Genomic DNA, 25,330 nt, shown 5'->3' with positions numbered 1-25,330 from the left:
GAAACCGATGTTTCAAAAGCCTCTGCTCCACAGGGGTTTTTTTTGTGCTTAATTTTTTAAAGAAATTATTAATAATTCTGTTACTTTAGCCAAACCAACTATTACAATTATGACCGACGCAGCCGCTGCAAAAGCCAAAAGGAATATTATTTTTTTAGTACTCGTAGCCTCATTGGGTTACTTTGTTGATATCTATGATCTTTTAACTTTTTCGATAGTAAGAAAAGCAAGCTTGCTTGATATTGGCGTTAAACCTGCCGATGTGCTTTCCCAGGGTATTCATATTATTAACTGGCAAATGTTTGGCTTATTGTTGGGCGGGATTTTATGGGGAGTAATAGGCGACAAATTAGGCCGGATCAAGGTGCTTTTTGGTTCAATTTTGCTGTATTCAATCGCAAACTTTGCCAACGGCCTGGTTCATGATGTAAGCACTTATACAATTATCCGTTTTATTGCAGGTATTGGCCTTGCAGGAGAGCTTGGGGCAGGCATTACACTTGTAACCGAGACCATGAGCAAGGAAAAGAGAGGGTATGGCACCATGATTGTTTCTGCTATAGGGCTTTTTGGTGCCGCAGCTGCTGTAATGGTTGCAAAATACGGCTGGCGCGATGCTTATTTTGTAGGCGGCGGTTTGGGCATTGTTTTACTTTTATTGCGCATAGGCACATTTGAATCGGGCATGTTTAAAAACATTGAACAAGCAACCCATGTATCAAAAGGGAACTTTTTTATACTGTTTACTAATTGGAAACGGTTTGGGAAATATTTAGCCTGTATTTTAATAGGCGCACCGCTATGGTATGTAGTAGGAGTGCTGGTTACATTATCGCCAGAATTTGGTAAAGCATTGGGCGCTAAAGACGCACTAAATGCAGGTGATGGCATTTTATACTCTTATATCGGCATTTCGGTTGGTGGGATATTTGCGGGGCTATTATCGCAGGCAACCAAATCCCGTAAGCTAACCATGTGCATTTTTTTAATTCTGTCAGCAATAAGCGCAGCGGTATATTTAAATGCAAAAGGTATAACCAGCCAGCAATTTGTATGGATCTGCTTTTTTATGGGTTGTGCGGTTGGATACTGGACTATTTTTATAACCATTGCAGCAGAGCAATTTGGTACCAATATCCGCTCAACAGTTGCTACAACAGTCCCTAACTTTGTAAGGGGCTCGCTGATTATTATTAACTGGGGTTTTACCGCATTGTTAGTACATTATGATATGATTACCAGCGGATATATTATGATGGCCATACTAACCGTAATTGCATTATTCTCGTTAAGTCAGTTAAAAGAAACCTTTAGTAAGGATTTAGATTACGTTGAAATTTCTTAGAGGCGCAAGGAGAGAAGAGATTTGTCAACTCCTAAAAGTTGATAAATCTGACTGTTTTTTAACAACCTGACTGCAATTGTATCAGCCGGATTTCGTATATTTGTGTTACGCTGAAGTTGATCTTTTGGCCTCACCTTGCGCCAATTTCTTTGGTCGAATTTGAAGATATTACCCAATTAAATTTATAATCAGCTCTTTTAATTTTTTCTGATTGAAATATCTTCACCCTAAATTGTTCTTTAAAATATTGATTTAAGGGTATAGAAAGTTGAATTTTCCTCATCTCCATTTGCATTCGGGGGCTTTTACACCAAATGACCTAAATGGTTTTTGCCCGTTTTTTGCTGTTTTTAGACATGGCCTAAATGCACTTTGCCCGTTTTTGGGGTATTTTGGGACATGACCAAAATCCGTTTTGCCCGTTTTTAGGGTACTTTTAGACATGACCAAAACGTACTTTTTTCATAGACCCAAGCTGTTTCGGCGATTTTAAGGGTCAATTTATCTAATACAGGAGACGCAAAATATTGTATCTCTATCAAAAAAATCTGCAACTTTACCCCATGATTAGCAAGGAAGAGATAGCTGCTGAATATCAACTGATACAGGATGAGATATGCGCAGCGCTTGAAGAATGCGACAGACTGGCGCATTTTGAAGAAGAGAAGTGGGAACGTGAAGGCGGCGGTGGCGGTCGTACCCGGATTATTCAAAACGGGAAGATCTTTGAAAAAGGCGGGGTTAATTTTTCTGCCGTGCATGGTAAGCTTCCGCATACCATGAAAAAAGCGATGAATGTAGACCAGGAAGACTTTTTTGCAACCGGCGTATCAATAGTTATCCATCCCAATCATCCGATGGTGCCTATCATCCACATGAACATTCGATATTTTGAGATGCCGTCTGCTGACGCTGACCATGAGCCATTACGCTGGTTTGGTGGTGGGATAGACCTAACCCCGCATTATGTAATTGATGGCGATGCACAATACTTTCATGCTTATTTAAAGTCGGTTTGTGCTCAATTTAACCACGATTTCTACCATCGCTTTAAAACCTGGGCCGATGATTATTTTTTCATTAAACACCGTAATGAAACCCGCGGAATAGGGGGCATTTTTTACGACCGCCTAACTGCAAACGATGGGTTGACATGGGAAACTATTTTTGAATTTTCAAAAGCACTGGGGCGTTCATTTATCCCGATATATACCGAACTGGTTAAACGCAACCGCGATACCCAATTTACAGAACAGCAGCAGCTTTGGCAATACCAGCGCCGCAGCCGGTATACTGAATTTAACCTGGTATATGATGCCGGAACTAAATTTGGACTGGAGACAAATGGCCGGATAGAATCTATACTAATGAGCTTGCCGCCAACTGCCAAGTGGGTTTATAATTACCAGCCTGAGCCCGGCAGTGAGGAAGAAAAAACGTTATCCTTATTAAAAAAAGGTATTAATTGGGCGTAAATAATCATTGGTCATTAGTCATTAGTCATTGGGGTATCGTAATAGCATTTAATTGCGTTATAATAGAATATGAGCATAAAAACAATTTATAAAACCGGGTGCCTGGTAATATTTGGTTTAATAATTACTTCTTTTAATTACTCAAATCCTCTTAAAGGTACCTGGGAATATTGCGGTGATGTGTTTAACGGAAAAGTTGAAGGTGCGCCAACAGAATATACACTGCAAAGAAAATACGCCTCAAAAAACTATGAGTCATTTTTATTGGAAAAAGGCGAAAAACCTCAAAAGTATGAAGCTGGCGACTACAACTTAAATGCCGATACCTGTATAGAAACACAAACCTTTAGCGCCCAGGAATCAAAATTGGTAGGGGTGAGCATCCATTACCTTTATTCTATCCGGAATGATACTCTTACTCTTAGCGGAACCTTGCCAAACGGCAATGCTGTAAAGGAATACTGGAAGAAGGTTAAAGGTTAAATAAGTCCGAAAGACCAGAAGTCAGTAAAGTCTGAATGATTTTTGGCCTAAGTTTAAAATGTAACTGATCCGGTTTTCAAACGTTTATTTACTTTAAAACTTATCAACTTTCAGACTTTCGGACTTTACTGACTTTTCGGACTTTCCCGACTCTTTTCCACACACAATTGTTACCAACATTACTGGAAAAACCATTAATTTTCTTAACTTCGCGGGTGGTTTAAAAACACTTTTTTAGACACGCAATTATAGAGAAGAATCTACAGAGAAATAAAAAATGGCCGAAGAAACAGGAAACGGAAATACACCACCAGAAGACAGAATAATTTCGATAAATATTGATGAAGAAATGCGGGCAGCCTACATTGATTATTCAATGTCGGTTATCGTATCGAGGGCATTACCTGATGTACGCGACGGTTTAAAACCCGTTCACAGGCGTGTATTGTATGGTATGCTTGATTTGGGGTTAGCAAATAACAAGCCCTACAAAAAATCAGCCCGTATAGTGGGCGAGGTGTTGGGTAAGTACCACCCGCATGGCGATACATCAGTTTATGATGCTATGGTGCGTATGGCACAGGACTGGAGCCTGCGCTACCCTTTTGTTGAGGGACAGGGTAATTACGGTTCAATTGATGGTGATCAGCCCGCAGCGATGCGTTATACAGAAGCAAGGCTTGAAAAGATAGCAGAAGAAATGCTTGCTGATATTAACAAAGACACTATTGATTTCCAGTTAAACTTTGACGACTCGTTACAGGAACCAACGGTTTTACCGGCCAAGTTTCCTAATTTGCTGGTTAACGGAGCATCGGGTATTGCGGTAGGTATGGCCACCAATATGGCGCCGCATAACCTTACTGAAGTGGTTAACGCGACCCTGGCACTGATTGATAACCGCGAAATTACAATTGATGAGTTGATGGTGCATATTAAAGGTCCCGATTTTCCAACGGGAGCAATTATATATGGATTTGATGGTGCGCGCCAGGCTTTTGAAACCGGCCGCGGCAGGATAGTTATCCGCTCAAGGGCTGAAATTGAAATTTACAACGGCGACCGCGAACGGATTATCGTATCCGAAATTCCTTACCAGATAAACAAGGCGCTGATGATTGAGCGTACTGCCGAGCTGGTAAATGATAAAAAGATTGAAGGTATTTCTGCCATCAGGGATGAATCTAACAGAGAAGGCATCCGTGTTGTTTATGAAATAAAACGCGATGCTAACGCGGCTATTGTACTAAATAACCTGTACAAACAAACTGCGCTTCAAACATCATTCAGCATCAATAATATTGCGCTTGTACACGGCAGGCCAATGCTGCTTAACCTGAAGGACCTGATCCATCACTTTGTTGAGCACAGGCATGAGGTAGTGATCCGCCGCGCCAAATTCGAGCTTTCAGAAGCTGAAAAACGTGCGCATATCCTGGAAGGTTTGCTGATAGCTTTAGATCACCTGGATGAAGTAATAAAGCTGATAAGAGCTTCAAATACGCCGGATGATGCAAGGGAAGGTTTAATTACCCAGTTTGGATTAAGCGACTTACAGGCGCGTGCAATTTTGGACATGACCTTAAGAAGGTTAACCGGACTTGAGCGCGATAAGATAAAAGACGAATACGAAGGCTTAATGAAACTGATTGATTATTTGAGATCTATTTTGGCTGATGAAGGCCTGCGGATGCAGATAATTAAAGACGAACTAATTGAGATCCGCGATAAATATGGCGATGAGCGCAAAACCGAAATGGTGCACTCATCTGCTGAGATGAATACGGAGGATTTTATTGAGGATGAGGATGTTGTAATCACCATATCACGCGAAGGGTACATTAAACGTACGCCTTTGACTGAATACCGCAGACAGGGCAGGGGTGGCAAAGGCGCAATAGGAAGCAATAGCCGCGATGCGGATTTTATTGAACACTTGCTGATTGCATCAAACCACAATTACATGTTGTTCTTTACCGAATCAGGCCAGTGTTTCTGGCTCAGGGTATTTGAAATTCCGGAAGGCACCCGCACATCAAAAGGCAGGGCTATTCAGAATATCATCAATATCCCGAAAGAAGAAAACATTAAGGCTTATATCAAACTGATCAGCCTGAAGGATACTGAATACCTGGAAAACAACTTTATTATAATGTGTACCAAAAAAGGTACCATTAAAAAGACCTCACTTGAGGCTTACTCACGTCCGCGTGCAAATGGTATAAATGCGATAAATATTAATGAAGGCGATTCATTATTAGAGGCAAACTTAACCAGTGGTACAAGCGAAATTGTAATGGCTTTAAAATCAGGCCGTGCAATCCGCTTCAATGAGTCGACAGTTAGGCCAATGGGCAGAACAGCTACAGGTGTTAGAGGAATTTCACTTGAAAATGCAGATGATGAAGTTGTTGGTATGATCAGTATTGATAACCCGGAAACAACTGTGTTGGTAGTGTCAGAAAAAGGTTATGGAAAACGTACCGATATTGATGATTACAGGGTAACTAACCGTGGTGGTAAAGGTGTAAAAACTTTAAACATTACTGATAAAACCGGAAAACTTGTTGCCATAAAAGGTGTTACTGATAATGAGGACCTGATGATCATCAATAAATCGGGCGTTATAATAAGGATAGCTATAAGTGAGTTAAGAACTATGGGAAGAGCTACCCAGGGCGTTAGGTTGATTACCCTTAAAGGGAATGATGAAATAGCATCAGTTGCAAAAATTGAGCATGATGAGGATGAAGATAAAGAGATAGATGAAAATGCTGAAAACCCAGAGAACACCGGCACTGAACCGGCCGCTGATGACATAAATGAATAATGCATGAATTGCCGTAAAATTATATTACCGGTTTTACTGCTGTCCTTTAGTACTTCTGTTGCATTTTGCCAAACAGAAGTACTTAAAGGCGTAGTTAACAGCCTGGCCTTTTATAAGCAAAAAAAGGACTTGAAATATTTAGCCAACGCTAAAAAAACGGTAGATAGCCTGATCACCACCCGTGCCGACTCAATGGATGTGGAAAAAACTGTTTACCGTATTGTTGTTAATTCAAGCATACTTTATATTGATTCGCTGAATAAGCTTAATCAGCCGGCTAGTTTTTTTACACAAACAGTAAACCTGATTGATAACCTGTCATCAAAAAGAAAAGCTTACAAATACCAGTCGGAAATTGATTATTCGAAAAGATGCCTGGCCAACGTATATATGCGCAAAGCTTTTGTGTATATGAATAAATCCGACTTTGGCAATGCGCTGCAGCTATTTCAAAGCGCGCAAAAATACGCGCCTTCATTTAAGCCGCTTAATACTTATATTGCTTATTCAAATAACAAGCTGGGTAATATGCAGACTGCAGCTAAATACTATGCCGACATGGTTAACAGCGACAGCACTAAGGTTGAGTACGTACAGGCTGCATCAAACAATTACAAATTATTAGGTGATACTATAAGTGCGCTCAATATTATAAAAAAAGGACGTAAGCTTTTACCAAATGATAAGACCTTATTGCTTGACGAGGCAAATATTTATAGCAATAGAAAAGATTACCGGTCATTAGCCCCATTATTGCCTGCTTTACTTGATAACAATTCAAACAACGCAGATATTGCATTTGTTGCAGCTATCTGCTATGATCATTTAAATGAGTATGATAAAGCTGAATCACTTTATTTACGGTCGATAGAATTAAACAGTTCATTATATGATCCTATATTTAACCTTGGATTATTATATTTAAAAGAAAGTGCCAGAAAAAAGGAGAAAGGCAATACTCCGGATAATACCCGTGCAGCTCAATGGCTTGAAAAAGCAAATGAAATATCTCCCAATAATGTTGATTGCTTGCAGGTGCTGCAAATAGTTTATGCACAATCAGGAAATCAAGACCAAACTAACAGGATAAATAATAAATTAAAACAGTTAACCAATCAATAATACCATGAAAATCAAACTTTTGATGACATGCCTTTTAGGCTTAGCTTCAGCAGCTACCTTTGCACAAAAAGGTGAACTAAACAATGCGCAAAGCGAGTATGATACTTATGCATCACTGCGTGGTCAAAAAGCGGCTGCATTTGCAACCAAGGCTACTGCAAGCATCCAGAATGCTAAAACATCTATTGATAAAGCATCAGTAAATGAAAAAACGGCTAATAACCCGCAAACTTCTGCTTTGAAAGCCGCTATATATTCTTCATTAGCGGTTGATGATAGCGTAGCCACTACATCTGCACCCTTATTTTCAACTGCAGACGAAGCAGTAAAAAAAGCCAAAGAGCTGGATACCAAAGGCGAGAATAAAAAACTTATTGATGCGGCAAATGTAAATTTAGCTCAATATAAATTAACAGCGGGGGTAAAGGATTATCAGAATAAAAAATATGAAGATGCTTATAAAGAGTTTGATTACTACCGTATAGCCTTACCTGATGATACCAATGCTATCTATTATACCGCATTGTCCGCAGCAAACGCCGGGGAAAAAGATCCTAAATACTATCCGCTTGCGATAACAAATTATAATAAGCTGTTAACTACTAAATACTCAGGCAATGCAAGGGTATATCTTGACATGACAAGTATTTACCTGCTGGCAAAAGATACTGTTAATGCTATAAAAGTAGCAGGCGAAGGTGTTGCAAAATACCCTGCGTATTCTGAATTACGCAAAAGGGAAATTGAGATGGCCCTGCAAAGCGGCAAACAAACTGAGGTAGTAGGGAAAATTCAAAGCGCGATAGCAAACGACCCTAAAAATAAGGACCTTGAATATTACCTTGGTTTAACCTATTCGCAGGTTGGTGACGCAGCCAACGCAAGGGCTGAAAAAGCCAAAGACGATGCAACAAAAACTAAAGAACACGCAACAGCGATGGACAACTATGCTAAGGCTACAGATGCTTACAAAAAAGCGATTGATATTGATGCCAATTATTTTGAAGCCAACATGAACCTGGGTTATGTATTAATGCGTCCGGCGCTTGACATTTATAATGCGGCTAACAAATTGCCATCAAACAAGCAAAAAGAATATGATGCTGCAATTGCAAAATCAAATACACAGCTTGACATTGCTAAACCTTTTTTACAAAAGGCGGTTGATATTAATCCAAAATCGATTGATGCTTTAACAAACTTAAGGAACTATTACAGGGCAAAAACTGACCCTGCACATGCTGCTGAAAACAAAGCAAAAGCTACAGAATTAAAACAACAAATAGATGCCCTTACAAGCGGAGGGAAGTAATTAAGAACATATTATTAAAGGGGATTGGTTTTGATCCCCTTTAAATTGAAAATATTACTTAACATAATGTTAATTATGAGACTAAATAATATTATTTGATCAGTCTTTAAAAATGTCAGGTTCATTCCATCTTTTAGCAGATATTCATCTAAGTCAAAAAACATCGCTAAACTTGTTTTTGAAAAACATCTAATAAATTAAAATCATGGATCTTAAAATAAAAAATAAAATTGCCCTGGTTACCGGCTCAACTGCCGGTATTGGATTTGCAATTGCAAAGGCCCTGGCTAATGAAGGCGTTGAAGTATTTGTAAACGGTCGAACAGTTGAACGCGTTAACCTGGCCGTAGAAAACTTAAAGAAAGAAACCGGGAATAAAAACATCAAAGGGATAGTTGCAGATTTTTCTGATAAGACGCAAGTTGACCAACTAATTGCTCAGCTTCCGGAGGTTGATATATTAATTAACAATGTGGGCATTTTTGAACCAAAGGAATTCCGGGATATAACTGATGAAGATTGGTTTAAATTTTACGAGGTAAATGTTTTAAGCGGTGTACGTTTATCAAGGGCTTATTTTGATAAAATGATTGAGAAAAACTGGGGCCGGATCATATTTATTTCAAGCGAATCAGCCCTGCAGATTCCTGAAGAAATGATCCATTACGGAATGACCAAGACCGCGCAAATAGCCGTAGCACGCGGATTAGCCGAGCTTACGAAAGGCACTAATGTAACAGTGAATGCGGTATTGCCAGGGCCAACATGGTCTGAAGGCGCCGGCACTTTTGTAAAGGACCTTGCTGCCCAAAAAAATCTTACAATTGAAGAAATGGAAAAGGAATTTTTTAAAAGCGCAAGGCCAACATCAATCCTTCAACGCTTTATTGATCCTGATGAAATTGCGAGCACAGTTGCATACATTGCAAGCGACCTGTCTATTGCAACCAATGGCGCCGCTATAAGAGCTGACGGCGGATTAGTAAAAAGTCCGTTTTAATAAAAAGTCTTTATCAAACAAAACGCCCGGGTATTTTAATCCGGGCGTTTTGTTTGATATGCATCTTAGTGATGCGTTGTGTCCTTTTTCATCGTATCTGGTTTTGCAACCGGTGGCGCTGTCATTTTAGTTGTTGTATCTTTTTTTGTAGTATCTTTAGTACTGGCATCTTTTGATGCGCCACAACCTGCTGCTATTGAACCAATCACCGCTGCGATCAGCACGAAATTAAAAATTTGCTTTTTCATAGGTTTTATATGTTTTATTTAGTAGTAAAAGTTACAACCACACACTTTCGCCATTGTTTGTATTATTTTCTTTATTAATTATAAACAGGCCTATCATTATAAAATTGTTTTCACTTATTAAACGGCTAAGAATGACACAGAAAATTAAAATTGTGTTTACCAGGATTGCTTTTACCGGGAAATTTCAGATATTAGCCACAAGGTGAAGAACATTTAATTTATACACCTCCCCTACCGGTTTTACATCAAATCCTGACCAATAATGTACGTGATAATGAATGATGCTGTTTTCCAAAAAAAAGATTTTCATATTTCTACAGATCAAAGTCTGCTTGATTTTGAGGTGATCTATAACTACCTGGACAAAGAATCGTATTGGGCCCAGGGAATCCCTGTTGAAACATTAAAAAAAGCCATTGCCGGTTCGCTTAATTTTGGCGTCTATCATCAAAATAAATTGGCAGGCTTTGCCCGGGTGGTAACCGATAAGGCCACATTTGCTTACATTTGCGATGTATTTATATTAACGGCATACAGGCGACAGGGACTATCAAAATGGCTGATGCAAACCATCGTTAAGCACCCGGAATTACAGGGCTTAAGGCGATGGTCGCTGGCAACGGCAGATGCGCAGGGCTTATACAGCCAGTTTGGCTTTACAGCGATCAGCAAGCCCGAAAACTGGATGGAAATATTTACACCTTATCAATCGCTTAAAAAGGAGAAAGAAGAAAAATGAATTTGAAAAGGCTGATTTTTGAGGGCGAAGGTGTTAAACTCGACTTTAAGAAAACAATTACCAGTTGCGAAAAAATAGCGCGTACAATGGTTAGCTACGCCAATAATAAAGGCGGAAGGTTATTAATAGGCGTAGCTGATGATGGCACTATAAAAGGCGTAAAATCAGAAGACGAAGAGCGCTATATGATAACGAAAGCCGCTCACCTTTATGCCCGGCCGGCGCTTGAACCCATTTTTGAAGAGGTTTATATTGATGATAAGCTGGTGCTGATAGTTGAGATTGTGGAAAGCACTTTAAAACCCCATTATGCGCTTGCTGAAGATGGTAAATGGTGGGTATATGTAAGGGTAAAAGATAAGAGTGTGCTGGCAAGCAAAATTGTAGTGGATGTACTTAAACGATCATCAGGCGATGATGGGGTTTTAATTGAATATTCAAACAACGAAAAAGCTTTGCTTGAATACCTTGAAAAAACCGATAGGATCACCATAAAAGAATGCTGCGACCTGTTGAAAATCGGCCGCAAAAAAGCACAAAAATTATTGGTTGATCTGATCCTTTCAGGCATCATAAGGATAAATACCACGGAGAAGGAAGAATTTTACACAGCAGCGTAGTTGTTGGAATGTTGTAAAGTTGGAATGTTTTAATGTTAGTTTGACTTCGAACTTTTTCTTTCAGACTTCCGGACTTTACTGTCTTTCGGACTAAACCTAATCTCCAATTAACTAATCTCTAATCATGACCATCTACCAAAAATATAAAAACCATTACCGTGATAACCTGCACCTGGCTATTCCTGTTGTAATATCGCAGGTTGGGCATACTTTGGTTCAAACTTCAGACAGTATTATTGTCGGGCATTTTGCGGGTACAGTTTCACTGGCGGCGGTTTCACTGGCAAACAGTGTTTTTATTATTGTACTGGTCATAGGCATTGGCATTTCGTACGGCTCAACACCTTTAATTGCCCAGCTTAATGGCAGGAATGATTTTGAAGAGTGCGGAAAGCTGCTTTCAAACAGTTTGTTTTTGAATGTGGTTACTGGTATTATACTTTTTGCCCTTACAGCATTAGCCTCTGCATTTTTACTGGGACACCTTGATCAAACGCCGGAGGTTGTACGCCAGGCCAGGCCATTTTTAACATTGCTGGGCTTATCAATTATCCCCATGTTGATATTTAATACATTCAAGCAATTTGCCGAAGGCCTCGGTTTTACAAAACAAGCCATGCTGATATCTATATGGGGAAACCTGTTGAATATTTGCCTGGGTATAATTTTCGTAAAAGGTTTTTTTAGTATTACACCTATGGGTATTAAAGGCGTTGGGTACAGCACGCTGATAGATCGTTGTGTGATGGCTCTTGTTATGGGGATTTACGTATTCAGGTCAGAGCGTTTTAAAAAGTACCTGGCAAGTTTTTCGCTCACACGCATCAGCCGGTCACGCGGTTTACAAATTTTAAAGATAGGTGCGCCTGTTGCATTGCAGTATACTTTTGAGATAAGCGCATTTAGCGGAGCTGCCATTTTAATTGGGACTATTGGATACCATGAGCAGGCTGCCCACCAGGTAGCCATCAACCTGGCATCAATCACTTATATGATGGCCAGCGGACTTTCGGCAGCTGCTTCGATAAAATCGGGGAATTATTTTGGAGCGAAGGATCATCAGAATTTACGGCACTCTGCTATATCAAGCTACCATATCGTATTGCTATTTATGTTTGTTACGGCAATTATATTTACTCTTGGAAATCATTTACTGCCATGGATGTACACTTCAGATAAAGCAGTTATAACCATTGCAGCACAATTACTTATCATTGCCGCTTTCTTTCAATTGTTTGATGGAACACAGGTTGTCGGACTTGGTATTTTACGAGGTATGGGTGATGTAAACATCCCAACAGTAATTACGTTTTTGGCTTACTGGGTAATAGGCCTTCCGGTTGGCTACCTGCTGGGAATGCCATTACATTTGGGAGTTGCCGGCATTTGGTATGGGTTGGTGCTGGGTTTAATGGCGTCGGCAATCTTGCTGTTTTTCCGCTTTCAATTCATCAGCAAAAAGCATCGGGATAAAACAGTTTTAATTATTGCACAAGACTAAATTTTTAGCCCTCTGTGGATTTTTGTGCTCTCTTTGCGAATTCCGTGGTTATCTTTTTTACCGCAGAGTTCGCTGAGAAATAACACTGAGAGACACGGAGTTTTACTGGGCATACTATTAAAAATACAACTCATTTGCCACCCTATAGGTATTACAATGCGCTTCAACAATATCTTTAATATTGGGTGAGTAGCCCCCTCCCATGCTTACCTGCACAGGGATTTTGTTCATTATGCATTGTTCAAATACAAAACGATCACGCTCTTTACAAGCTGCTTTGCTTAAAGCCATTTTGCCCAATTTATCTGACGCCAGCACATCTACACCGGATAAGTAAAATATAAAATCCGGGTGTTGCTGCCTTATCAAACGTGATAAGGTTTCTTTTAGCAAACCCAGGTATTCATCGTCGCCGGTATCATCGGGCAATGGCAGATCCAGGTCTGACCGTTCTTTCCGGAAGGGGAAATTATTGGCCCCATGCATGGAGAATGTAAATACCTTTGGATTGTTTTCAAAGATCTGGGCGGTGCCATTTCCCTGGTGCACGTCTAAATCGATTATTAAGATAGATGTAGCTAATTTATTAATTAACAAATAATTAGCTGCAATTGCCTGATCGTTCAATAAACAAAAACCTTCGCCCCAGTTAGTACCGGCATGATGCGTGCCACCTGCAACATTAAAGGCAACGCCAAACTCTTTTGCATAGTGGCAACCATCAATGGTTCCTTTAGCAATTCTTATTTCCCGCTCAATTAATTTGGCGGATAAAGGGAAGCCGGTTCTCCTTTGCTCACGTGGCGGCAGGGTAAGATCGCGCAATTGTTCCCAATAGGTTTTATCATGTGTCAACAGGATCACCTCTTCTTCCGGCAGGCCGGGTGAAAATAAATTCTCTTCACTAATAAGCCCTTCATGTAATAACTGCGCCGGGATCAGCTCATACTTCAGCATCGGGAAGCGGTGCCCTTCGGGTAAAGGATGAGCGTAAATCGGATCATAAGCTATCTTCAAGTTAGTCATTGGTCATCGAGTCATTAGTCATTGGTCGGTAAGTTGATGAGTCAAAAGGAACATATGCTTTTATCATGCTTTCTACTTTTACAACGCCTACAACCATTACAACATCAACTAATCCACGGAAGCTCTAAGTATCCGCCCAACTTCAAAAACTTGCTTAAAGCTGTTATAAAGCGGCACAGGAGCTAAACGAATTACGTTTGGTTCACGCCAATCGCCGATAACGCCGTTTTCGGTTAAATAATTAAAGGTTGCTTTGGCATTTTGCTTACAAACTATTGAAAGCTGGCAGCCGCGGTCCTGTTTGTTTTTTGGGGTGATGATCTTAAAAAGCTCATCATTCTTATCCTGGTTGATCCCGTTGATCAAAAACTCCAAATATGCCGTCAGTTGCTCGCTTTTTGTTCGCAACGGGATAATACCGCCCGCTTGCTCAAAAACGTCAAGGGCGGCCTTATGTAAAGCCAGGAGCATGATTGGACTGGTGCTTAGCTGCCAGCCAGCAGCACCTATCTCTGGCTTAAAGTCCTGGGTCATTAAAAAGCGTTCATCTTCCCGGTATCCCCACCAGCCGGCAAACCGGTTTAAATCTTTATTATTAAAATGCTTTTCATTCACAAAAATCCCGCTGATGCCGCCGGGCCCTGAGTTCATGTATTTGTAAGAACACCAACAGGCAAAATCCACACCCCAATCATGCATTTTTAAAACCACATTACCAGCTGCGTGTGCCAGGTCAAACCCGGCATAGGCGCCAATTTTGTGGGTTGCCTTCGTTATTTCTTCCATATCAAAGCACTGCCCTGTGTAATAATTTATTCCGCCGAAAAGCACCAAAACAAGGTCATCAGCATGTTTGTTTATGGCTTCAAGGATATCTTCCGTTCTTAAAATAAACTCTCCTTCACGCGGAAAAATCTCGATAATAGCCTCTTTTGGGTCATACCCATGAAACCTTGCCTGACTTGCCAAAGCATACTGATCTGACGGAAAAGCGCCGCCTTCCATTAATATTTTAAAACGTTTTTGTGTTGGCTTATAGAAACTTACCATCAACAAGTGAAGGTTTACTGTAAGTGAGTTCATAACGGTAACTTCTTCGCTTTTTGCCCCAACTATGCCCGAAAGTGTTTGTGTAAGCTGTTTATGATACCCCAGCCATGGATCGCCCCCGGCAAAAAAACCTTCAATACCAAGCTCCTTCCAATTGTTAAAGATCCCGGATACATATTGCTGAGCGATGGCAGGCTGCAGACCCAGTGAGTTACCGCAAAAATAGATTACGTCTTTGCCCTTATGCTTTGGCACAAGAAATTTAGATTGAAAATCTTTTAACGGATCCTGCTCATCAAGCTGCGTAGCGAAAGCTAAAGTATTTTGGTAGGTCATTGGGTAATTCTAAATCGATAAAAGGCAAAAATAGAAAGCGACACAAAGTATTGTGTCGCTACGGGGACAAAATTACTTATTTATTTGGTTTGCTTACGTAGGGATTTCCTTTTACATAAAATCGATAAGGCAGCAGTGCATCATCCCCGGCATAGTCTACACCTACTCTTGGTACAACTGCTATACTTTCATCGGGAAAGGTTAATCCCCTGTCTTCTATCCAAATAACATCACCTTGTAAGCTAAAAGCGTTGATAGCGCGGGAAATCCCTAAAGCCTTTGCAACGGAACCAGGCCCCATGGTAATGGTTGGTTTTATCACCGGCATATTTCTGCGGCTTTGCATAGCTTCTATTCCATCGGTCGGATTAATAGCCCTTACCAGGATTGCATGCGGTTGCCCCTCACCTGAAGTTACTATATTGAACATTTCGTGAATGCCGTAGCAAAGGTAAACATAGGCTATCCCACCACGCATAAACATGGTTTTAGTTCGCGGGGTAAGCCTGTTTCCAAAAGCGTGAGATGCTCTATCGATAATGCCATTATAAGCTTCTGTTTCAACAATATATCCACCGGTAGTTACACCATCAATACAGGTAAATAAATATTTACCCAGCAAATCTTTACTGAGCGTAACAACATCCTCGCTGTAATAATACGACTCCGGTAATTTCATTTTTTCAGGATCCTTTTCAGTATTTTATTAATCTCCTCGGCCTTGTCAAATACCATAATATGCGTACCTCCCTTTACTACAATGGCGTCTTTTATTCGCCGGTAATCAAATACATGATCTTTATCGCCGGTAATGATATAAGTTTTCGGAGGGATGGTTTTATTATCCCAATGCAATGTTGCCCCCATTGCCCATTTTAAAAACTTTGGCGATGAGTTTTTAAGCATATCATTAAACAGCCAGGCATCGGCAGTATTCATTTTTCCAAATATAAATTTTATCAAAAAACCCATAGAGGTAAATGCCTTACCAGGGATCAGCTTATAAACCGGCAGCCTTCGAAACATTGAAAAATACCATGGAGCCTCGTCAATTGTTTTGATACTTGAGATGAGGATGACTTTTTTGATTGGAAGAATATTGGCTATTTCAACCGCTATCATGCCGCCCATGGAATTACCAATAACAATCGAATTAGGTGTTATATTATATTGAATGATAAGTTTTTGTGCATAAGTATTTAAAGTATCAGTTATGTGTGGTTCAATCCAGCCAACGCTGATCACTTCATCTTCGTTCAGGTCGATATTATTATAAACCCGGGTATCGGCACCCAGCCCGGCAATCAGGAATACTTTGCTCATTTAAAGTTTACCAGTTCTACAACCTGCTGAAGATACTGCGCGTCTGTTTCATCAAACTGATCCAGTTCATCACTATCCACATCCAGCACTGCAACCACTTTACCATTGCTAAATACCGGCACTACAATTTCAGACCGCGAAGCCGAAGCGCAAGCAATATGACCGGGGAAGGCCTCAACATCAGGAACGATCAATGTTTTTTCCTGCTGCCACGATGCGCCGCAAACGCCTTTACCTAATCCGATGCGGGTACAGGCTACCGGCCCCTGGAATGGCCCAAGCACCAGTTCATCTTCCTTCACCAAATAAAACCCAACCCAAAGCCATTTGAATTGCTCTTTTAATGCAGCACATACATTTGCCATATTGGCTACCAGGTCTGGCTCACCCATTAACAAAGCCTCCACCTGTGGAATTAACGATTGATATTGTTCAGCCTTATCGGTTGATGTTGTTATGTTTAAATCCTCTGCCATGTTACAAAAATAGCGATGCTGTTGTAAAAGTAAATAAGGCCAATCTCATATTTAATCTTTTATTTAGCAAAGTAGCAAACCATTATTAAATTGCCTGCTACTGGTTTTATAAAATTTGATTACCATGAGAATTATTGCCGAATTACCCCACCCTGATTTCAAGATCTCTATCCTGAATATGAACAGAAAGTTTATTGTGAAGATAGAGCAGGGGAACCTGGAACAGACCTACAAAATTGCAGAAGCAGACCTTATTGATGGTGTTAACAGCGTGTTTGAATTGCTTGATGAGGAGTTTTTAAAAACCGTATCTACCCGCTTTACTGAAATGCGGAAGGATTTTAATGAATCGTACAATCGTTACAACTATTAGTTTATTAAAATTACATAAATAATTGAAAAATAGATAGTTAACAGACAGGTTTCTTTACCTCGAAATTTTATTTGGCAAAATGGGGCATAATTGGGATCTAAAGCAAGTGTAAACTTTAACTCCATATTTTTAATAAAGCGTTTAAATATCTGATTATTAATATTTTATTATACTTTAAAAAGTATCGCCAAATAATATTCTGCGGTATAAAATCGCCAAATATATGGGAGGTCAGGCTAAAATAAGGTCCTGATACCAAAAACCTGAAAGTTTTTTACCAGGATCAGAAGCGCAGACATCATTGGTATTTTCAGGCGTTTTATATTCTTTAAAAACCTTCTCCCCTAATTTATATTTGATCTCTTTTTTGAAGATAGGACCTTTAAATGCAAAGGTGTGAAACTCCCCGTTCTCTCCGCAAACATCCACGTCGGCGGGTAATGACATGATAAGTCCCGGAGTGATCTCCTTCCCCACCAAGTACTCCAGGTGTTGCTGGGTGCATGCTATCACGGTACCGAATCCTAAAGTAAGAAACTCATTTATCAGCTCAGTTGTATCACGTTTCCATAATGGATAAATACCGGTCATGCCTACTTCGGCAAGGCGGTCATCACGGTACTTTTTCAGATCTTCTAAAAATATATCGCCGAAAATAGAATGGGTGATCCCTTCACTTTTAAAATGTTCGAGGTGCCGGCGCATGGCATTATCATAGGTTTTCATATCCGGCATTTCGGGCAAACGGATCTGGTACAACGGGATCCCGATGCCTTCAGCTTGTTGAATTAACAGCTCAACCCGTACGCCGTGCATGGAAATTCTGTCCACCGCATCGTTAATGGTTGTTACCAGGTATTTTATGTCAAGATCCGGATTTTGCAGGCAATGGTATAAAGCCAATGAACTGTCTTTGCCGCCGCTCCAGTTGAAGATACATTTTAGCATTAATAATGGTTTTGGTTTGTGAATATTTTATCCCACTACAAACTTATTTTAAAAAACCATATTGCTTACAGGATCTGTTATAAATAAAGATGGCCGTGTAATTTTCATACACGACCACCATAGAAAACATTAACTGATATTAATAAGAACGGGGTATTATTTCTTAGGATTCACAACTGGTGCACTTCCAGCTCCAGGCGGATTTAACACCACCTCATCAGCAGGAACATCCCAATAATCAAGGAAATTATAATTGATAGTTACATGCGTACTTAATGTACCATTTGGTGAAAGTACAATCGCATTGGTTCTGCCGCCACCTTCTGAAATATCATAGATCACCCCCCATCTCCTGGCATCGTAAAATGCTGTTCCTCTAAACAATAGGGCAAGGCGCCTTTCTTTACGCAATTCTTCCAGTGCCTGGGTTAAATTTAAGCCTGTTCCTGAAACTTTTGCAAGCCCTGCTCCCTGGTATGCCCTTACATTATCAATACTAGCCAAACCCAGATCAATCTGACCTGTATTGATCAGCGCTTCAGCTTTCATCAACTCATTTTCTTCATAGGTTCCACCTATGTAAACTTCCTGTTTGCCAGGGGTTTTATTGGCGAGCTGAATAGCGCCATTGTTAGGTACAGTGTCAAGCTTCGCGTCATATAATTTCCATCTTGTGCTAAAAGTAAACCCGCCAACCTGGTTAAAGAATGGTTTAACCTGTAAAAAGTTTTCGGCAAAACGTTTATCACCAGGTTTAATATCCTGTATCAATCTTTCGCTTATTGTAAAACTACTCGCAGTTTCGTCACCAGCGGTGTTTACAGCTACTGATCCTCCACCAGCTGAAAATACAGCATTATTTAATGTAGAGAACCCCGCAAATATATTGTCAGAAGATTGAATACCGGTAGCGGTTAAAGTAAGGATAGTTTGCCAGTTGGCAGCTGTCATAGCAGAAGTCCGGGTGTTAACCAACAGGTTGCGTGCCATTAATGTATTTATACTATGTACAAACATTGCCGTTGTTGGCACCTTGCCATTACCTAACTGGAAAAACGAAGGAATAAGTTTCACCATTAAAGCAGTATAGGTATCTGTACCGGTTATACCATTTAAAATAGAAGCCGCTTGCGCCAGGTTTTTATTTGATTCGGCAATCAGGGCAGCACTGTTAACATAGCTGGCATTTGTTGCACTTATTTCGTTATTAATAATACCTGCGTAATAAACTGAACCCAACCTTGCATAAGCATAACCTTTCCACCAGTAAGCCCAGGCTTTGTAGGTAGCCAGCTTAGTAGCTGCATCACCAGATAGGCTTACAGTACCTGCAAGTGCAAGAATTTGATTACAAGCGTTATTTAATCCATACATACTCTGCCATTCATAATAAAACATGTTTTGGCTCTGCTTGTCACGAGAATTGTTCAACCTTAAATTTGCAATTTGCGGCTGGGTGTTTACTACTTTTGAACCGTCATCCAGTATTGCATAATCGGGCACATTAACAAGGTTTACATTTTGGTTTGCAGCCTGTGCCGACACATCATCAGCAAGTAATTCATGATAACCATAACATAAGGAGAAAAAGCTATCCCCTAGCCATCCATCACCATTTACAAAACCATTAATATATATACTTCCTGCCGCAAGCGAGGTTAGACCTGATTCTGTTTTTGCCTGCTCAAGCGTGGGTGAATTGGGGTTTTTTACATCCAGTTGCTTTTTGCATGATGACACAACTATTCCAGCCATGATCACCGATGTTATAATATATTTATATTTTTTCATTTTTTTCTGATTAAAGTCCATTAAAATCCAAGGTTTAAACCGATCTGGTATGATTTACTGTTAGGCATTGAATCATGATCCACTCCCCTGTCAAATGGTGAGTTAGATGAACCAGAGCTGATTTCGGGATCAAAACCTGTGTACTTGGTAAAGGTTAAGAGGTTACGACCTGTAAATGTTAAAACCGCTCTTCTGAATATCTTACTGTTAAGATATTTGGAGAAATCATAACCAAGATAAATATTCCTTAATCTTAAGAAAGAAGCGCCTTCATAAAAATAATCTTTAGTGCCATCCCTTGCACCGTTTACGCCACCGATAATGTCTGCATAAGCACTTCTATAATAGGCCGTATAGGCTCCTGATGTGCCGCCGATATTAACCGCTTTATCATAATCGCCGCTAATCCCATCCCTGTACTGCCATTCTTTTGTCTGGTTATAAAGATGACTGCCATAAACCCAGTCGAATTGGAAACCGAATGAAAGCGATTTATAAGTAAAGTTATTTATAAATGACGCGTTGAATTTAGGGTTTGGATCGCCAAATGAGCTAGCCTCATTTGCAAATTGAATCCCTTTTGTAGCAATATTAACAACCCGGCCATCAACAATTGTGTATTTACCATAATCAGCAGGAAGTATATATGGCACACCTGCACTATTTTTTTCATTCAGGCTTGTTAATGCTTTATTACCATAAATCTGGCCAATTTTTTGACCTGCAACCAAGGCTAACTGGGTGCTTCCGGCAGCTGTAGAAAGAATAATTGGCGGCCCGCTTGTGCTGGTTATTGTTGTAGTTTGGTTACTGAAGTTGGTGGTGAAATTCCAGTTAAAATCCCTGGTTCTTAATATGCCAAGATTTAGCGACGCCTGGAAACCATGTGATGAAAGACCAATAGCGTTGGTTTTTATTTGAGTACCACCCGTTGAAGGAGCTGTATTTATGCTATAAATAACATTATTAGCTTTACGACTCCAATAAGTGCCGCTTACGTTAATTTCACTAAACCAGTTACCTGAAGCACCTTTTATAGAAAAATCGGTACCGATTTCATATTCCTTTGAAACCTCAACCTTCAGATCAGGGTTAGCCAGCGAAGTTGGCAGATTAAATGTTAACGATGAACCCAAATTTGTAGGATTTATAGTTGGATACCTGTCAAATGGCTGTGGCTGCGTACCGGCTTCGCCAAAACCACCTCTTATCTTAAATTCAGGAATTGCAGCTCCAATACCCGAGTTTTTCCAAAAATCAAAAGATGAAGGCCTGATATATCCATTTACATCAGGAAAAGTGAAGGGTTTTGAACCGCCGCCAAAAGCTGAAGAGTAATCACTTCTGAAACCACCCGCTACACCGCCATAATCGCCAAAATCAATTTTCTGGTTTAATATAAAGCCATAGGTGATAAATGGAGTAGTGTAATCAAAGGATACTGCCTGGGTTGATGTTTGATTAAAATTATAGATAGCATAAACCGGTAGCTCTAAACCATAGGTATTAAATTGTTTATCTACATTTTTCCTGTAATCATACCCTAATAGGGTACTTGTTGTTATAGGTAAATTGATATGAAAATCCTTTTCAAAATCGGTTTTAATAACTGCCGAACCGTTAAAGTTTTGAAAAACAGTACTGCTGGTATTTTTATCAAGCTCACCATTAGGATCAGAAGCATAAGCGCCATAGTACGAACCAAGATCTATTGCTGTAAGTGTAGCAGCCTGGTTTTTGTAAATAGTGTTTTGCTCAGTATGCTGATAGTTAAGGCCGTACTTGGCGTTCAACGTTATAAATTTATTTATCTTATAATCTGCCTGTATGCTTTGCAAAAGATCTTCGCGGTTAGATACGCGGTTTGCCCATTGCGTATAATAATTAGGGTTTGATCCATTTACGCTCACTGTACCTGAGTTTAATGATAAGGGATAACTCCCATCAGGGTTTTTCTGATTAAAATCATAAAAAGGCGATGCATTTAATACATCAAATATCCCACCTGCATTACCTATTCCATAATTGGGATTTACGGTATTTTTAGTATAGATGAGTTGTGTTACAGAGCGGATAGTAAAGCCTTTAAACAGTTCAGCCCCTATATTTGCGGTTAGGTTTGTCCTGTCGTTATAACCGTTGTTCCTGATATTACTTTGCTGGTGATTATTGGAAAGCGTTAAGCTATAATCAGATTTTTCTGTTGCGCCAGAAATGGCTGCACTGTTATTACTTGTGTAAGCTGTTTTAAATAGCTGTGCCAGGTGGTCATAATACTTTAAGTTTGTTCCATATTGCTGATGCGCAATGTTTAAAGGATTTGACATAGCCGTAGGGTGGCCATTTGCCGCATCTGCTCCATAAGCCCACTGGATCCCAAGATACCTGCCATCCTGGTTTCTTACAATAGGGTTTCCGCTGGCATCAATGAAAATTCCGTTGGCATCAACTTTAAAGCTGCTCAATTTTGCCTGGTGAACATCCCCATGATTTATATAATCGCTGCCGCTGTAACTTGATGAAACGTCTATCCGGGTTTTACCTATTTTTCCTTTTTTGGTAAATACCTGTATAACACCATTTGCACCCTGTGCACCATAAATTGTTGAAGCCGCCGCACCCTGTACAATTTCAATATGATCAACAGTAGCCGGATCCAGTTGGCTTAGATCCGTTGTTCGGGATTCAACCCCATCCACCAATATCATTGGCGAAGTACTGCCCTGAACAGTATTAATACCTCTAAGGATAATGTTGGTTTTTGCACCAGGAGTGCCATCAACGGAAGAAATCTGTGCACCGGGAATTTGACCTATCAATCCCTGGTCTATTGATGCTTGCGGTGATGATGTTAGGGCTTTGCCTGAAACCGATTCAACGGCAATGCCCAGTTTTGCTTTACTTGTAGCCACACCCGAACCTGTTACAACTACTTCATTTAGTTGTTTAAAGTCATTGTTCATTACAACATTAATAACTCCGCTGGCAGGGATAGGCAAGTCTACCTTTTGGTAACCAATAAAAGTAAATGTTAATGTAGTTGCTTCCGAAGGAAGGTTTAAAGTGAATTTTCCCTGGACTGAGGTTTGGGTTCCGGTTTTGTAACCTTTTGCTACTACGCTTACCCCGGGGATAGGTAAGCCATCGTCTTTTGCAGTAACCGTTCCGCTTACGGTACGGGTTTGCGCATAGGCAGAATTGCCGGCTACAAAAAGCAAAAGAAAGAAAATACCGTGAAGTAAATTTTTCTTCATTCTTAAATCGTTTAGTTAGTTAATAGTTAATAAGTAAGTACGGCCCCAATTTATCTTGTAACAATTACATTACAAATAGTTGCTAAACTTTTACTTTACTATTAAAAAACCAAGTGATTAATGACGTAAAATTATTGAATTTTTATAATCAGCATGCCTTTTTTGCTATGATTACAATAATTAGTGTCATAAGTACCTTTATTATCTTCAATAAAAATCATTTATAGTCAATAATATTTCAAATAAAATCGTTTTAAAATAAAAAAGACAAAATATTAATGATTTTATTTAATTTTTTTACACTAAAATATGAATTGATAAGAAATAAAATACAAACAACAATTATTTATACTTAGTGTATAACTAATTAGCAAAATCAATCAGTAAATAATTAATATATTGCATACAAGTATTAAAATTATTGAATTTTTCAATAAAAAATGACATGTTTATTAAAAAATAGATTTACTAATGATAGTTTATTAGAAATTTATTTACATATTATTATATAGAAGCAAAAAATAAGCATATAAATAATTATATATTATACACTAAGTTATTAGTTAATAATTTTTAGATGGTTCCTGGAGCACTTTATTTAGTATGAAATTATCCTAATAGTTTATCTGCAAGCATTTTTACGCCTACTGTAGCCTTTTCCTCTATCTTAATAAAGGAACTATCCGTGTTCATGTGAGGAATTTTGGGATCCACAATATATTTAGGCGTATTACGCGGCACATAATCGACCAGACCAGCTGCCGGATATACGGCTAACGAGGTGCCTATCAAAATAAAAAGATCTGCCCGGGTGCAAATCTGCGCTGCCTTTTCAATCATCGGCACAGCTTCGCCAAACCAAACTACATGTGCTCTTAGCTGTGAGCCAAATTCACATTTATCGCCCATCTTTAGTTCCCAGCCATTAATTGGGTAAGTAAGATCTGGTTTCCTGCTTGATTGCGATCTGGTTATAATTCCGTGCAGGTGCACCACATTGATTGAGCCTGCGCGCTCATGCAGGTCATCAATATTTTGAGTGATGATGGTTACGTCAAATTTTTCTTCGAGCCTGGCCAGTGCATAATGGGCTTCATTGGGTTTTGCTTCAATAACTGATTTACGGCGCTGGTTATAAAAATCCTGAACCAATTCAGGGTTTCGTTTCCAGGCCTCCGGGGTTGCCACATCTTCAATGTTATATCCCTCCCACAGTCCATCGCTATCTCTGAAAGTTTTTAAACCACTCTCGGCGCTTATACCAGCGCCGGTTAATACTACGATCTTTTTCATGTTTTTCATTGTAGAGACGCAATACTTTACATCTCTGAATTATATTATTGAATCTATATATCTGCATTTTTCCTTGTCAGAGACACAAAGTATTGTGTCTCTACGATCTATTTCTATCCCATAAAAAAAGCGGCCCTTTACAGAGCCGCTTTTCACAATAAAATATTCTTATGTTAAACAGTCAGCTCTTTTTGGCTACGTAAAACTGTGTATTTGCTTTTTGCCAGCTCAAAACCGCCGAACAATACGGCACAAAATACAATGTCGCCCAAAACCATGTTTCGTTCAAAAGGAATTGCCGCTACCAATGACTGGCCATAGCCAGATAAATTATGTGGATATAGCGTTCCATATAACCACGGCATATCAATTATTAACCAATGCACACAAACAGAAACTAAAGATGCTATAGCTACATTGGCAATATTTGCTTTCTTTATTTGACTGCCTATAAACACCATTATAGCAAACGTTAAATACACCCAAAAAGAACCGTTATACCATAACACCCATTTTGAAGTATATAGATAATTGATAACTATATCGCTTAAGAACAAGGATATCAATACTACAATATAAGCCTTCCATTTGGGGCTAAAATAAGCGCCGCCAAATAATGCTATTGCACCAACCGGCGTAAAATTGCTTAGTATATATGGATATTTATAACTAAGCAAACGCATAGCAGTTGCCGCCAGGATCATCAGGATAAGCACGATTGTGCGGGTATTTAATTTTTGTAGTGACATAATTTAAATTATGAAGTAAAATTACACATTATCCGC

The 25,330-nt window shown here is 39.5% G+C and carries 22 protein-coding genes; 11 read left to right on the top strand and 11 right to left on the bottom strand.

What is annotated here, in order from left to right; genetic code table 11:
• Window positions 1-109: 109 nt before the first annotated feature.
• The 7 genes from BUE31_RS03260 (at window position 110) to BUE31_RS03230 (ending at window position 9,567) form a co-directional block, all read left to right on the top strand.
• Complete coding sequence (locus tag BUE31_RS03260) at window positions 110-1,345, top strand: MFS transporter (RefSeq protein WP_073400199.1); 1,236 nt, start codon at window positions 110-112, stop codon at window positions 1,343-1,345.
• 563 nt (window positions 1,346-1,908) lie between these two features.
• Window positions 1,909-2,820: an oxygen-dependent coproporphyrinogen oxidase gene (gene hemF, locus BUE31_RS03255; RefSeq protein ID WP_073400197.1), complete on the top strand. Its 912-nt coding sequence runs from the start codon at window positions 1,909-1,911 to the stop codon at window positions 2,818-2,820.
• A gap of 69 nt (window positions 2,821-2,889) precedes the next feature.
• Window positions 2,890-3,303, top strand: coding sequence for a hypothetical protein (locus BUE31_RS03250; protein ID WP_073400195.1), 414 nt, complete (start codon window positions 2,890-2,892; stop codon window positions 3,301-3,303).
• Between the two features lie 277 nt (window positions 3,304-3,580).
• On the top strand, window positions 3,581-6,133 hold the full coding sequence (gene gyrA, locus BUE31_RS03245) for a DNA gyrase subunit A (RefSeq protein ID WP_073400193.1): 2,553 nt from the start codon (window positions 3,581-3,583) through the stop codon (window positions 6,131-6,133).
• 3 nt (window positions 6,134-6,136) lie between these two features.
• Entirely contained in the window at window positions 6,137-7,255 is a 1,119-nt protein-coding gene (locus tag BUE31_RS03240; protein ID WP_073400191.1) for a tetratricopeptide repeat protein, read from the top strand.
• 4 nt (window positions 7,256-7,259) lie between these two features.
• Window positions 7,260-8,567: a tetratricopeptide repeat protein gene (locus tag BUE31_RS03235; RefSeq protein ID WP_073400189.1), complete on the top strand. Its 1,308-nt coding sequence runs from the start codon at window positions 7,260-7,262 to the stop codon at window positions 8,565-8,567.
• 205 nt (window positions 8,568-8,772) lie between these two features.
• A complete protein-coding gene (locus BUE31_RS03230; RefSeq protein ID WP_073400187.1) occupies window positions 8,773-9,567 on the top strand; it encodes an SDR family NAD(P)-dependent oxidoreductase in 795 nt (264 codons plus the stop codon).
• Window positions 9,568-9,632: 65 nt separating this feature from the next.
• Here the strand turns inward: BUE31_RS03230 and BUE31_RS03225 are convergent, their stop codons facing one another.
• The gene (locus tag BUE31_RS03225) at window positions 9,633-9,815 is read right to left on the bottom strand and encodes a hypothetical protein (RefSeq protein WP_073400185.1); all 183 of its coding nucleotides are present in this window, start codon (window positions 9,813-9,815) and stop codon (window positions 9,633-9,635) included.
• A gap of 262 nt (window positions 9,816-10,077) precedes the next feature.
• Between BUE31_RS03225 and BUE31_RS03220 the strand changes: the two genes are divergently transcribed.
• The 3 genes from BUE31_RS03220 (at window position 10,078) to BUE31_RS03210 (ending at window position 12,675) form a co-directional block, all read left to right on the top strand.
• Window positions 10,078-10,554, top strand: coding sequence for a GNAT family N-acetyltransferase (locus BUE31_RS03220; protein ID WP_073400183.1), 477 nt, complete (start codon window positions 10,078-10,080; stop codon window positions 10,552-10,554).
• Window positions 10,551-11,174, top strand: a complete 624-nt coding sequence (locus tag BUE31_RS03215; RefSeq protein WP_073400181.1) for an AlbA family DNA-binding domain-containing protein — start codon at window positions 10,551-10,553, stop codon at window positions 11,172-11,174. The genes BUE31_RS03220 and BUE31_RS03215 overlap by 4 nt, the downstream gene beginning before the upstream one ends.
• A 124-nt stretch (window positions 11,175-11,298) precedes the next feature.
• The gene (locus BUE31_RS03210) at window positions 11,299-12,675 is read left to right on the top strand and encodes an MATE family efflux transporter (RefSeq protein ID WP_073400179.1); all 1,377 of its coding nucleotides are present in this window, start codon (window positions 11,299-11,301) and stop codon (window positions 12,673-12,675) included.
• Window positions 12,676-12,792: 117 nt separating this feature from the next.
• Here the strand turns inward: BUE31_RS03210 and BUE31_RS03205 are convergent, their stop codons facing one another.
• The 5 genes from BUE31_RS03205 to BUE31_RS03185 all read right to left on the bottom strand — a co-directional run bounded on the left by BUE31_RS03205 (window position 12,793) and on the right by BUE31_RS03185 (window position 16,886).
• Window positions 12,793-13,701, bottom strand: coding sequence for a histone deacetylase family protein (locus BUE31_RS03205; RefSeq protein ID WP_073400177.1), 909 nt, complete (start codon window positions 13,699-13,701; stop codon window positions 12,793-12,795).
• A 108-nt stretch (window positions 13,702-13,809) separates the two neighbouring features.
• Complete coding sequence (gene kynU / locus BUE31_RS03200) at window positions 13,810-15,087, bottom strand: kynureninase (protein WP_073400175.1); 1,278 nt, start codon at window positions 15,085-15,087, stop codon at window positions 13,810-13,812.
• 76 nt (window positions 15,088-15,163) lie between these two features.
• Complete coding sequence (locus BUE31_RS03195) at window positions 15,164-15,766, bottom strand: DNA-3-methyladenine glycosylase (protein WP_073400173.1); 603 nt, start codon at window positions 15,764-15,766, stop codon at window positions 15,164-15,166.
• Entirely contained in the window at window positions 15,763-16,410 is a 648-nt protein-coding gene (locus BUE31_RS03190) for an alpha/beta fold hydrolase (RefSeq protein ID WP_073400171.1), read from the bottom strand. The genes BUE31_RS03195 and BUE31_RS03190 overlap by 4 nt, the downstream gene beginning before the upstream one ends.
• Window positions 16,407-16,886: a GAF domain-containing protein gene (locus BUE31_RS03185; protein ID WP_073400169.1), complete on the bottom strand. Its 480-nt coding sequence runs from the start codon at window positions 16,884-16,886 to the stop codon at window positions 16,407-16,409. The genes BUE31_RS03190 and BUE31_RS03185 overlap by 4 nt, the downstream gene beginning before the upstream one ends.
• Before the next feature lie 124 nt (window positions 16,887-17,010).
• Here BUE31_RS03185 and BUE31_RS03180 point away from each other — a divergent pair, with 124 nt between their 5' ends.
• The gene (locus BUE31_RS03180; protein WP_073400167.1) at window positions 17,011-17,259 is read left to right on the top strand and encodes a hypothetical protein; all 249 of its coding nucleotides are present in this window, start codon (window positions 17,011-17,013) and stop codon (window positions 17,257-17,259) included.
• 231 nt (window positions 17,260-17,490) lie between these two features.
• On the opposite strand, the gene BUE31_RS03175 is transcribed toward BUE31_RS03180, so the two are convergent.
• From BUE31_RS03175 to BUE31_RS03155, 5 genes are all read right to left on the bottom strand, one after another.
• Window positions 17,491-18,207 carry a Dph6-related ATP pyrophosphatase gene (locus BUE31_RS03175; protein ID WP_073400166.1) on the bottom strand — a complete coding sequence of 239 codons (717 nt, stop codon included), beginning with the start codon at window positions 18,205-18,207 and terminating at the stop codon, window positions 17,491-17,493.
• A gap of 156 nt (window positions 18,208-18,363) precedes the next feature.
• A complete protein-coding gene (locus BUE31_RS03170) occupies window positions 18,364-19,998 on the bottom strand; it encodes a RagB/SusD family nutrient uptake outer membrane protein (RefSeq protein ID WP_073401621.1) in 1,635 nt (544 codons plus the stop codon).
• 20 nt (window positions 19,999-20,018) lie between these two features.
• Window positions 20,019-23,252, bottom strand: a complete 3,234-nt coding sequence (locus BUE31_RS03165; RefSeq protein ID WP_073400164.1) for a SusC/RagA family TonB-linked outer membrane protein — start codon at window positions 23,250-23,252, stop codon at window positions 20,019-20,021.
• 609 nt (window positions 23,253-23,861) lie between these two features.
• Window positions 23,862-24,545: an SIR2 family NAD-dependent protein deacylase gene (locus BUE31_RS03160; RefSeq protein ID WP_073401619.1), complete on the bottom strand. Its 684-nt coding sequence runs from the start codon at window positions 24,543-24,545 to the stop codon at window positions 23,862-23,864.
• 173 nt (window positions 24,546-24,718) lie between these two features.
• Window positions 24,719-25,294 carry a DUF6580 family putative transport protein gene (locus BUE31_RS03155; protein ID WP_073400163.1) on the bottom strand — a complete coding sequence of 192 codons (576 nt, stop codon included), beginning with the start codon at window positions 25,292-25,294 and terminating at the stop codon, window positions 24,719-24,721.
• Between the last annotated feature and the right edge of the window lie 36 nt (window positions 25,295-25,330).

Source organism: Mucilaginibacter sp. OK098, assembly GCF_900142915.1.
Classification (GTDB): domain Bacteria; phylum Bacteroidota; class Bacteroidia; order Sphingobacteriales; family Sphingobacteriaceae; genus Mucilaginibacter.
The sequence above is the reverse complement of the archived record's forward strand: the minus strand, read 5'-3'. Positions and strand labels throughout refer to the sequence as shown.

Excerpts from the sequence above, each read along its gene's own strand:
- BUE31_RS03260 (WP_073400199.1), top strand. The coding sequence starts at position 110 with ATGACCGACGCAGCCGCTGCAAAAGCCAAAAGGAATATTATTTTTTTA.
- hemF (WP_073400197.1), top strand. The coding sequence starts at position 1,909 with ATGATTAGCAAGGAAGAGATAGCTGCTGAATATCAACTGATACAGGAT.
- BUE31_RS03250 (WP_073400195.1), top strand. The coding sequence starts at position 2,890 with ATGAGCATAAAAACAATTTATAAAACCGGGTGCCTGGTAATATTTGGT.
- gyrA (WP_073400193.1), top strand. The coding sequence starts at position 3,581 with ATGGCCGAAGAAACAGGAAACGGAAATACACCACCAGAAGACAGAATA.
- BUE31_RS03240 (WP_073400191.1), top strand. The coding sequence starts at position 6,137 with ATGAATTGCCGTAAAATTATATTACCGGTTTTACTGCTGTCCTTTAGT.
- BUE31_RS03235 (WP_073400189.1), top strand. The coding sequence starts at position 7,260 with ATGAAAATCAAACTTTTGATGACATGCCTTTTAGGCTTAGCTTCAGCA.
- BUE31_RS03230 (WP_073400187.1), top strand. The coding sequence starts at position 8,773 with ATGGATCTTAAAATAAAAAATAAAATTGCCCTGGTTACCGGCTCAACT.
- BUE31_RS03225 (WP_073400185.1), bottom strand. The coding sequence starts at position 9,815 with ATGAAAAAGCAAATTTTTAATTTCGTGCTGATCGCAGCGGTGATTGGT.
- BUE31_RS03220 (WP_073400183.1), top strand. The coding sequence starts at position 10,078 with ATGTACGTGATAATGAATGATGCTGTTTTCCAAAAAAAAGATTTTCAT.
- BUE31_RS03215 (WP_073400181.1), top strand. The coding sequence starts at position 10,551 with ATGAATTTGAAAAGGCTGATTTTTGAGGGCGAAGGTGTTAAACTCGAC.
- BUE31_RS03210 (WP_073400179.1), top strand. The coding sequence starts at position 11,299 with ATGACCATCTACCAAAAATATAAAAACCATTACCGTGATAACCTGCAC.
- BUE31_RS03205 (WP_073400177.1), bottom strand. The coding sequence starts at position 13,701 with ATGACTAACTTGAAGATAGCTTATGATCCGATTTACGCTCATCCTTTA.
- kynU (WP_073400175.1), bottom strand. The coding sequence starts at position 15,087 with ATGACCTACCAAAATACTTTAGCTTTCGCTACGCAGCTTGATGAGCAG.
- BUE31_RS03195 (WP_073400173.1), bottom strand. The coding sequence starts at position 15,766 with ATGAAATTACCGGAGTCGTATTATTACAGCGAGGATGTTGTTACGCTC.
- BUE31_RS03190 (WP_073400171.1), bottom strand. The coding sequence starts at position 16,410 with ATGAGCAAAGTATTCCTGATTGCCGGGCTGGGTGCCGATACCCGGGTT.
- BUE31_RS03185 (WP_073400169.1), bottom strand. The coding sequence starts at position 16,886 with ATGGCAGAGGATTTAAACATAACAACATCAACCGATAAGGCTGAACAA.
- BUE31_RS03180 (WP_073400167.1), top strand. The coding sequence starts at position 17,011 with ATGAGAATTATTGCCGAATTACCCCACCCTGATTTCAAGATCTCTATC.
- BUE31_RS03175 (WP_073400166.1), bottom strand. The coding sequence starts at position 18,207 with ATGCTAAAATGTATCTTCAACTGGAGCGGCGGCAAAGACAGTTCATTG.
- BUE31_RS03170 (WP_073401621.1), bottom strand. The coding sequence starts at position 19,998 with ATGAAAAAATATAAATATATTATAACATCGGTGATCATGGCTGGAATA.
- BUE31_RS03165 (WP_073400164.1), bottom strand. The coding sequence starts at position 23,252 with ATGAAGAAAAATTTACTTCACGGTATTTTCTTTCTTTTGCTTTTTGTA.
- BUE31_RS03160 (WP_073401619.1), bottom strand. The coding sequence starts at position 24,545 with ATGAAAAAGATCGTAGTATTAACCGGCGCTGGTATAAGCGCCGAGAGT.
- BUE31_RS03155 (WP_073400163.1), bottom strand. The coding sequence starts at position 25,294 with ATGTCACTACAAAAATTAAATACCCGCACAATCGTGCTTATCCTGATG.